The 7290-nt window shown below is 75.7% G+C and carries 6 protein-coding genes; 2 read left to right on the top strand and 4 right to left on the bottom strand.

Annotation, left to right across the window (positions count from 1 at the left end; translation table 11 throughout):
• Positions 1–107 precede the first annotated feature (107 nt).
• A complete protein-coding gene (locus ACFVHI_RS18405; protein ID WP_380340565.1) occupies positions 108–746 on the bottom strand; it encodes a transglycosylase family protein in 639 nt (212 codons plus the stop codon).
• A gap of 243 nt (positions 747–989) precedes the next feature.
• On the opposite strand from ACFVHI_RS18405, the gene ACFVHI_RS18400 reads away from it, so the two are divergent.
• Positions 990–1841, top strand: coding sequence for an S-methyl-5'-thioadenosine phosphorylase (locus ACFVHI_RS18400; RefSeq protein WP_380340562.1), 852 nt, complete (start codon positions 990–992; stop codon positions 1839–1841).
• On the opposite strand, the gene ACFVHI_RS18395 is transcribed toward ACFVHI_RS18400, so the two are convergent.
• Positions 1816–2238: a hypothetical protein gene (locus ACFVHI_RS18395; protein WP_380340559.1), complete on the bottom strand. Its 423-nt coding sequence runs from the start codon at positions 2236–2238 to the stop codon at positions 1816–1818. The two genes, ACFVHI_RS18400 and ACFVHI_RS18395, sit on opposite strands and share 26 nt — an antisense overlap.
• Positions 2238–3341, bottom strand: coding sequence for a molybdopterin-dependent oxidoreductase (locus ACFVHI_RS18390; protein ID WP_380340556.1), 1104 nt, complete (start codon positions 3339–3341; stop codon positions 2238–2240). The genes ACFVHI_RS18395 and ACFVHI_RS18390 overlap by 1 nt, the downstream gene beginning before the upstream one ends.
• A gap of 113 nt (positions 3342–3454) precedes the next feature.
• Between ACFVHI_RS18390 and ACFVHI_RS18385 the strand changes: the two genes are divergently transcribed.
• Positions 3455–4870: a glycosyltransferase 87 family protein gene (locus ACFVHI_RS18385; RefSeq protein ID WP_380340553.1), complete on the top strand. Its 1416-nt coding sequence runs from the start codon at positions 3455–3457 to the stop codon at positions 4868–4870.
• Here ACFVHI_RS18385 and ACFVHI_RS18380 read toward each other — a convergent pair.
• The gene (locus ACFVHI_RS18380) at positions 4791–7211 is read right to left on the bottom strand and encodes a HelD family protein (RefSeq protein WP_380340550.1); all 2421 of its coding nucleotides are present in this window, start codon (positions 7209–7211) and stop codon (positions 4791–4793) included. The two genes, ACFVHI_RS18385 and ACFVHI_RS18380, sit on opposite strands and share 80 nt — an antisense overlap.
• Positions 7212–7290 lie beyond the last annotated feature (79 nt).

Below are 7290 nucleotides of genomic sequence, written 5' to 3'. Positions count from 1 at the left end.
AAGGACATCGCCAGCCTGGCGCGGGGCCGCCCCCCCCCCCCACCCCGGGGGCCCCCCCCCGGGGTCCTGTGCGACCGGGCGGGCCGACTGCTGTGCGGGAGCCGGGTTCAGGACGGCAGGCGCAGCACCGTGCCCGGCTGGATGAGGTCCGGGTCGTCGCCGATGGCGGCGCGGTTGAGCGCGTAGAGGGCGGGCCAGCCGCCGGGCACGCGCAGGGTTTCGGCGAGGTCGCCCAGGGTGTCGCCCTCGCGGACCGTCCACCCGCCGTCGCCGGCCTCGGCTCCGGCACTGTCGCTGTCAGCGGCGGGTGCGGGTGCGGGTGCGGGCGGCGGGGGCAGGGCGGCGCCCCGCTCGCGCTCGTGGTCGCGGGTGGCGCGGGCGCCGCAGGCGGGCCAGGGGGCGAGGCCGCGCCGCCCGGCGAGGTGCTGGGCCACCGCGATCTGTTCCTCGCGGCTGGCGAGGTCGGCGCGCGGGGCGTAGGCGAGGCCGCCGTTGTCGCGCCAGGTGGGGGTGTCGAACTGGAGGCCGCCGAAGTAGCCGTTGCCGGTGTTGACGTGCCAGTCGCCGCTGCTCTCGCAGGCCGCCACGCTCTCCCAGTCGTACCTCCCTCCGTCGTACCCCCGGCCGGGGTCGGTGCCCGGGCCGCGGCCCGGGGGAGCGGCCTGGGCCGCGGGAGCGGTGAGGGCCACGGCGAGCGCGCACAGGGCGGCGGGGACGAGGCGGCGAAGACGAACGGTGGGAGGCATCGGCGGCTCTCAACTTCGGGAACAGGGCGGGCACCGCCCGGAGGCGGCGCACACCCACCGACGCACGCCGGGTGGGGCGCGCCACCGCCGACACGTCCGGCAAGTCACCCGCTCGGCCGCCCCGGACCACCCCGACGGCCCGCGGCCATCCGGCCCCGCCCGCCGTCCCGGAACCGTAAGGACCGGCGGCGCCGCGCGGACCCTAGAGTGGCCGGGACGCCTCCCCGAGGAAGGGTACGAACGATGACGATCGATCAGGGAAACGGTGCTCCGCGCGCCGAACTGGGCGTGATCGGCGGCTCAGGGCTCTACGCGCTGCTCGACGACGTGACCGAACTGCGCGTCGACACGCCGTACGGGCCGCCCAGCGACGCGCTGTTCCTGGGCGAGGTGGCCGGCCGCCGGGTCGCCTTCCTCCCCCGGCACGGGCGAGGCCACGGCCTGCCGCCGCACCGGATCAACTACCGGGCCAACCTGTGGGCGCTGCACTCCCTGGGCGTGCGCCAGGTGCTCGGACCGTGCGCCGTCGGCGGGCTGCGCCCGGAGTACGGGCCCGGCACGCTGCTGGTGCCCGACCAGTTCGTCGACCGCACCTCCGGCCGGGTGCAGACCTACTACGACGGCCTGCCGCTGCCCGGCGGGGCGGTACCCGAGGTGGTGCACGTCTCGATGGCCGACCCGTACTGCCCGGACGGGCGGCGCGCCGCCCTGGACGCCGCCCGGGGCGCGGCCTGGGAGCCGGTGGACGGCGGCACCCTGGTGGTGATCGAGGGCCCGCGCTTCTCCACCCGCGCCGAGTCCCGCTGGTTCACCGCGAACGGCTGGTCCGTGGTCGGCATGACCGGCCACCCGGAGGCCGTCCTCGCCCGCGAACTCGGCCTCTGCTACACCTCGTTGGCGCTGGTCACCGACCTCGACGCGGGCGTGGAGAGCGGCGAGGGCGTCACCCACGCCGAGGTGCTGGAGGTCTTCGCCGGCAACGTCGACCGGCTGCGCACGGTGCTGTTCAAGGCGCTGGAGAGCCTGCCCGCCGCCCGGGACTGCGTCTGCTCGCACGCCCTGGACGGGCTCACGACGGGTCTGCCGGGCGTCTGACCCGCGGGCGCCGCCGCCACCACCGGACGAGTGCGAACAGCAGCACCGGCCCGGCGGTGGCGGCCAGCACCAGCAGCCAGTTGCGCAGGTACGGCAGCGGCAACAGGGAGGAGTTGCCGTGGTTCTCGCCGTCCCGCAGCACCGCCGGCAGCCCGATCGCGCTCACCGCCGCCGCGACGATCAGCCAGCCGCGCAGCGCCCAGTCGCGCGCCAGTCGCGCGCCGACCAGGCAGAGCAGCGGCACCCACAGCCCGTCGTGCAGCAGCACCCCGCCCACCGCCCAGACCAGCACGTCGAGCGGGGCGGTGATGTAGGAGTCGGTGAGCAGGCCCGACAGGCCGAAGCCGATCAGGGCGAGCCCGCCGAGCAGCAGTACCGCGCGCAGCCACCGGGGCATCAGATCACCTCCAGGCGAGCGACCCACTTGGTCTGCAGGACCCCTGGCCGGTTGGGCGCGATGATCCGCGCCGGGAAGCCGTGGTCCGCCGTCAGCACCTCGCCGTTGATCCGCAGGGCGAGCAGGGTGAGCGGGTCGACGGCGTACTCGGCGGGCATCCGCATCTCGCGGTACGGGCCGTCCGCCTCCAGCGAGGTGATCAGCAGACCCGAGCCGGCCGGGGCGCCCGCCCGGACCAGCAGATCGGCCACCCGCACCCCGGTCCAGCGCGCCGAGAAGCTCCACCCCTCCACACAGGAGATCGGCAAGTGCACCTCGTACTGGGGGAGTTGGTTCAGCTCGGCGAGGGAGAGCCGGTACGGCTGCGGGCCGTCCACCCGGAGCCGCCAGTCGGCCGGCACGGTGACCGTCCCGGCCTGCGCGGCGGTCCGGTTGACCGGCAGCCCCTGCGGGCCCAGGTCGGGGCGGCGCGGGGCCAGCAGGACCAGCCGGCGCAGGAAGGGGACGGTCTGCCCGGCCGTGGTGAGCGTGACCACACCCACCGCGGCCGTCACGGCGGCGAGGAACGCCCGCCGCTGCGGCAGCCCGGCCGCCGGGCGGCGCCAGTGCAGCGCGATCAGCGGGCCCTTGGCCGCGAGGTGGACGAACAGGCCGCCGGCGGCCAGCCAGGCCAGCCAGAAGTGCGTCTGGCGGAACGGGAACGGCCACGGATACCACTGCAGGGTGTCGAACAGCCCGGTGAACAGCTCCAGCAGCATCGCCGCGACCAGCACGAAGATCCCCAGCCGTTCCAGCGCGTGCGCCACGCCGCGCACCGGCGGCCACGCGAACAGCTGCGGGTAGACCGTCCACAGCTTCGCCCCCAGCAACGGGACGGCCGCCAGGCCGGTGATCACGTGCAGCCCCTGGGTCACCCGGTAGCCGTTCACCGGGCGGCTCGACAGATACGGCGTCAGCCAGCCGGGCGGGTCCTGGAGGGCGTGGCTGACCAGCCCGGTCAGGAAGCACACCAGCAGCGCGGCGCCCAGCCAGCGGCCGATCACCACGGCGGTGCGCGGCTCGTGCAGCGCCGAGCGGAATCGCGGAAGGAGGTTCGGAGTCACCCGTCCATGGAACAGCCGGGCCCCGGTTTCGCGGCGGCACGACGTGCTTACGGAATCCGAACGGCGCCACGCCGCTGCGGCCGCGTGCCGCCGTCCGGTGGCAGGGTGGGCGCGTGCCCACCCGCCTCCCGCTCACCCGCCTCCGGCCCGCCCGCGCGCTGCCCTGTCTGCTCGCGCTGGCCGCCCTGACCGCCGCGCTCGCCCTCACCGTCACCGGCGGCGGCACGCTCGGCCACCGCGCACCGCTGTACGCCTGGTACACCGTCGACGCCGCCCTGTACGCGCTCGCCCTGCTGGTGCTGCGCCGGGTGGGCGGCCGTCAGGTCGTGCCCCTGGTCCTGGCCGGGAGCGTCGCCGTCGCCGCCGTCGGCCTGCTCGCCCCGCCGCGCACCAGCGACGACGCCTACCGCTACGTCTGGGACGGCCGCGTCCAGGCCGCCGGCACCTCCCCGTACGCGCACACCCCGGACGACCCGGCGCTCGCCCGGCTGCGCACCCCCGACCTGTGGCCGACCGGCGGCGCCTGCGACGGCTGGGACGAGCGGCGCACCGCCGCCGGCGACTGCACCCGCATCAACCGGCCCGCCGTGCACACCATCTACCCGCCGGTCGCGGAGGTCTGGTTCCTCGCCCTGCACCCCTTCGGGGGAGGGGTGCGCGGGATGCAGGCCGCCGGCGCCCTGCTCGCGGTGGCGACCACGGGGGCGCTGCTCGTCATCGGGCGGGGCAGCCGGCGGGCCGCGCTGTGGGGGTGGTGCCCCGGCGTGACGGTGTGGTCGGTCAACGACGCGCACGTGGACACCCTCGGGGCGCTGCTGCTGGTCGTGGGCCTTGGCTACGCGGCTCGGAGGAAGGCGACGTGGGCCGGCGCGCTGCTCGGCGCGGCCGTGGCGGTCAAGCTGATCCCCGCCCTGGCCCTGCCGGGCGCGCTGGCCCGCCGGCGCCCGCGCGAGAGCGCCCTGCTGCTGGGCGCCTCGCTCGGCGCGTTCGCCCTGGCCTACCTGCCCTACCTCGCCGCCTCCGGCACCGGCGTGCTCGGCTACCTGCCCGGCTACCTGAAGGAGGAGGGGTACGAGCAGGGGCACCTCGACCGCTTCGGCCTGCTCGCCCTCCTCCTGCCGGACGCCCTGCTGCCGTGGGCCGCCGGGGCGGTCCTGGCCGCCGTCGCCCTGTGGGTGCTCCGGCGCGGCGACCCCGCCCGCCCCTGGGACGGCGCCCTGTTCGTCACCGGCACCGCCCTGCTCCTCGCCGCGCCCGCCTACCCCTGGTACGGCCTGCTGGTGGTGGCCCTGGTGGGCCTCAGCGGCCGCGGGGAGTGGCTCGCCGTCCCCGCCGCCGGGCAGTACCTCTATCTGACGGGCGGGGTCGAGGCCCAACGGGCCGCCTACGGTGCCGCGTTGGCGTGCGTCGCGGTCGGCACCCTGGTACGCGGGAGAGCGACCGCCGTCCTCAGCGGGGCTCCAGCCCCTGCAGCATCTCCGGCAGGTCCCGGCTGTGCAGCACCCCGAGGGACTTCGTCGCACGGGTGAGGGCGACGTAGAGGTCGTTCACGCCGTGGGCGTGCGCCGCGAGGATCTCGGTGGGCTCCACGACCAGGACGGCGTCGAACTCAAGCCCCTTGGACTGGGCGGCCGTCAGCAGGACGGCCGGCGAATCCAGTGACGCCGGACCGTCGTTGACGCAGACACCTGCCAACTCGGCGATCCCGTCGAGCAGTTCGGCCGGGGCATCAGGCGCGTGGATGACCGCCAGCCGGCCGCCGTCCAGCGCCGCGAGCTCCCGTTCGACGGCGCCGCGCAGCGCCGCCGCCCGGCCGTCCGCGGGGATCCGCAGGCTCCACGGGCGGGTTCCGCCGCTGCGCACCGCAGTGGGGGCGGCGAGCGACGGGTCGAGCGCCCGCAGGACGCCCTCGGTGACCTGCATGATCTCGGCCGGGGTGCGGTAGTTGATGGTGAGTTCCACCGTGCGCCAGCGCCCCGCCGTGTACGTGTCGAGGGCCTGGCCCCAGGAGCTCAGCCCGGCCGGCGCGCCGGTCTGCGCCAGGTCGCCGACGATCGTCATGGAACGGCCGGGGCAGCGGCGGGCCAGCATCCGCCAGGCCATCGGGGACAGCTCCTGGGCCTCGTCCACGATCACGTGCCCGTAGCCCCAGGTCCGGTCCTCGGCCGCGCGCTCGGCCAGCGGCCGGAGCGACTCCTCGCCGCGGTACTGGCGGGCCAGCATCTTCGCGTCCATCTCGACCAGGCCCACGCCGAAGTCGTCGAGGACGATCTTCGCGAACTCCAGCTCCGCCGCCTCGGCGGCGGCCTCGGCCCGGCGGGCGACGGCGGCGCCCGGAAGCGGGCCGAGCAGTTCGGCGGCCTCGTCGAGCAGCGGCACGTCGTCGGTGGTCCAGGTGGTCCGGGTGGTCCGGGTGGTCGCGGCGGTCACGGCCTCCTCGACCTCCTCGGCGGTCACGGCGGCCTCGGCGGCGGACTCCCGCTCCGGGACCGGCAGTTCGCGCAGCAGTGCGGCGCGTTCGGCCTCGGTGAAGTCCGGCATCGCGCTCGCCAGCAGCTCCGGGGAGCCGAACAGGCTCGTGAGCACCTGCTCCGGGTTCAGCAGCGGCCACAGCTTCTGGGCCACGGCCTGGAACTCGGGCTCGTCGACGAGCGCGTCGGCGAGGTCCGCCACGGCGTCCAGGTCCATCTTCCCGCCCTGGTCCCGGGCGATCCGCAGGGCCAGCTCCGAGGAGAGCCGCTCCACCAGGTCGGCCCGGGCCGCGTTGTGCGGCCTGCCGCTCCGGTGCGCGGCGGCATGGGCCCGCTCGCAGAGCGCCCGGCCGATCCGGAGCTCCTGGTGGTAGGGCGAGGTCTTGCCCACGGTGATGGTCCACGACTCCTCCGGCAGCTGCCGCAGGCCCTCCAGCGCGGCGGCGAGGACCTGGGCCATCCGGGCGTCGCCCTTGACGGCGGCCGCCTCGGGCGTCTCGGCGCCGGTCCCCGTCACCCCCGGGTAGAGCGTGCCGATGCTGCTCAGCACGACCTCGCTCTCGCCGAGCGCGGGAAGCACCTGGTCGATGTAGCGCAGGAACGTCGTGTTCGGCCCGATGACCAGCACACCGTGCTTGGCCAGCCGGTCGCGGTGGGTGTAGAGCAGGTACGCGGCGCGGTGCAGGGCGACGACGGTCTTGCCGGTGCCCGGGCCGCCCTGCACGACAAGGACGCCGCCGAGCGCGTCGCGGATGACGCGGTCCTGCTCGGCCTGGATGGTGGAGACGATGTCGCCCATCCGCCCCGTCCGGGCCGCCGTCAGCGAGGCGAGCAGGGCGCCCTCCCCGCTGAGCTCGGCGTCGCCGCGGCCCGCGTGGGCGCCCACGCCGAAGGCGTCGTCGTCGAAGTCGACGACGGTCCGGCCCTTGGTCCGCAGGTGCCGTCGCGCCACCACACCGCCCGGTGCGGCGGGCGTCGCCCGGTAGAACGGCTCCGCGGCCGCCGCCCGCCAGTCGGTGAGCAGCGGCTCGTGGTCGTCGTCCGACAGGGCGATCCGGCCGATGTACTGCCGCTCGCCGTCGGCGTCGTCGATCCGGCCGAAGCACAGCCCGTACTCGGCGGCGTGCAGCGCCGCCAGCCGGCGGGTGTGGTGGATCTCCATGGTGTCGCGCTCCAGGAGGGCCTGGATCGTCCCGCCCTTCTCCTGGAGGTGGACCTGGCGCAGCCGGGCGGCCGCGAGTGCGCGCTGCGCTTCGAGGCGCTCGTACAGCCTGCCGACGTACGCGTTCTCCGCCCGCAGTTCGCCGGACCGCCAGTCGTCGGCGGGCGAATTCGGTTCGGACGAGGAGGACGAAGAGGACTCGGATGAGGAGGATGGGGAGGACGAGATGGGGGACAAACCTGGCTCCAGGTGCTTTGAGCTTTTCGATTCCTCGGGCGGTCGGCCGGGAAATCGGGGGTGGCGGCGGGTGGAATTA

The organism is Kitasatospora sp. NPDC127121, from assembly GCF_042677305.1.
Lineage (GTDB): Bacteria > Actinomycetota > Actinomycetes > Streptomycetales > Streptomycetaceae > Kitasatospora.
This window is presented reverse-complemented; position numbering and strand designations above follow the sequence as displayed.